1 protein-coding gene and 1 pseudogene are annotated in these 1,006 nt (G+C 66.3%); both read right to left on the bottom strand.

What is annotated here, in order from left to right; translation table 11 throughout:
• Positions 1–21: 21 nt before the first annotated feature.
• Positions 22–429 (bottom strand): hypothetical protein, encoded by a 408-nt coding sequence (locus tag QLQ12_RS46820; RefSeq protein WP_282767549.1) that lies wholly within the window; start codon positions 427–429, stop codon positions 22–24.
• Positions 430–438: 9 nt separating this feature from the next.
• Positions 439–1,006: pseudogene (locus tag QLQ12_RS46975) on the bottom strand (transposase); the annotation flags it as partial.

Below are 1,006 nucleotides of genomic sequence, written 5' to 3'. Positions count from 1 at the left end.
CTGAGAGGGCGGTTATAGAGATTACGTCCTTTTAGGGGCAAGGGTGAATATTCCGGTCTCGCTCTCGGTGACGAGGTTGCGGTTGACCAGGCGTTTCAGCTTGGCGCGGGTGCCTTCGACGTTCTTGTGCAGTGGTTCGATGTCGAGGGCGAGGCAGACGTCCTTGGCCCGCATCCCGGTGGTGGACGTGCCCAGAACAGCGAGGATCTGCTGGTAGGCGGAGCTGATCACGGTCGGGTCGTCAGCGGTGAACTCGGTCGCGGCCAGATTCCGCAGCATGCCGCGGGTGGTGGCCAGGTCGGCCAGTTCACGATCGATGCGGGTCAGCTCAGTGGTCAGCAGGCTGATCTGCTCGCGCAGGCGTCCGGCGGTAGCGGTCGCGGTGGTCTCGCGTTCGCTGATCAGGCCGAGAAGGGTGTCGAGGTGCACCGGCCGGCCTTACGGGTTTCGCCAGGTCGCCGTGCTGGTGCCGGTCAACCGGCGAACCATGTTCGCCATCGATGCCTACAACGTGCGCGACACCGACGAGGCCGGCTTGCTCTCGTACTCGCGCACCAGCCGGCGGTGCAACATCAAGGTGCCGTAGACCTGCTCTACGATCCACCGCTTCTTGACCGGCACAAAGCCGGGCTTGGTGTCGGAGCGCTTGACGACCTGGACGTCGATGCCGACCACGGCGCCGTGCACACCGACGTCCTGCTTGAAGCCCGCGTCGACCCAGGCTGCGGTCACCGTCGGGGTGTGTTGCGCGACCTGGTCCAGTAGTTTGATCCCGATCGCGTTGTCGGTCACGCTCGCGGCGGTGACCACGACCGCGATTGATCAGGCCGAGGGCGTCCACGGCCAGGCCCCGCTTGCGGCCCGGCACCTTCTTACCTGCGTCTTTGCCCGTAGTGGCGGCCGGAACGTGGTTCGCCGCCCGGATCGACTGGGTGTCGAGCGCGACCGCCGACGGATCCTCGACCCGGCCGGCCTTCTGGCGGGCCTGGCAGCGCAGCAGATCATG

This window comes from Actinoplanes sandaracinus (assembly GCF_030009775.1).
Classification (GTDB): domain Bacteria; phylum Actinomycetota; class Actinomycetes; order Mycobacteriales; family Micromonosporaceae; genus Actinoplanes; species Actinoplanes sandaracinus.
Note: the sequence above shows the minus strand (reverse complement) of the source record. Positions and strands in the feature narration are given on the sequence as shown.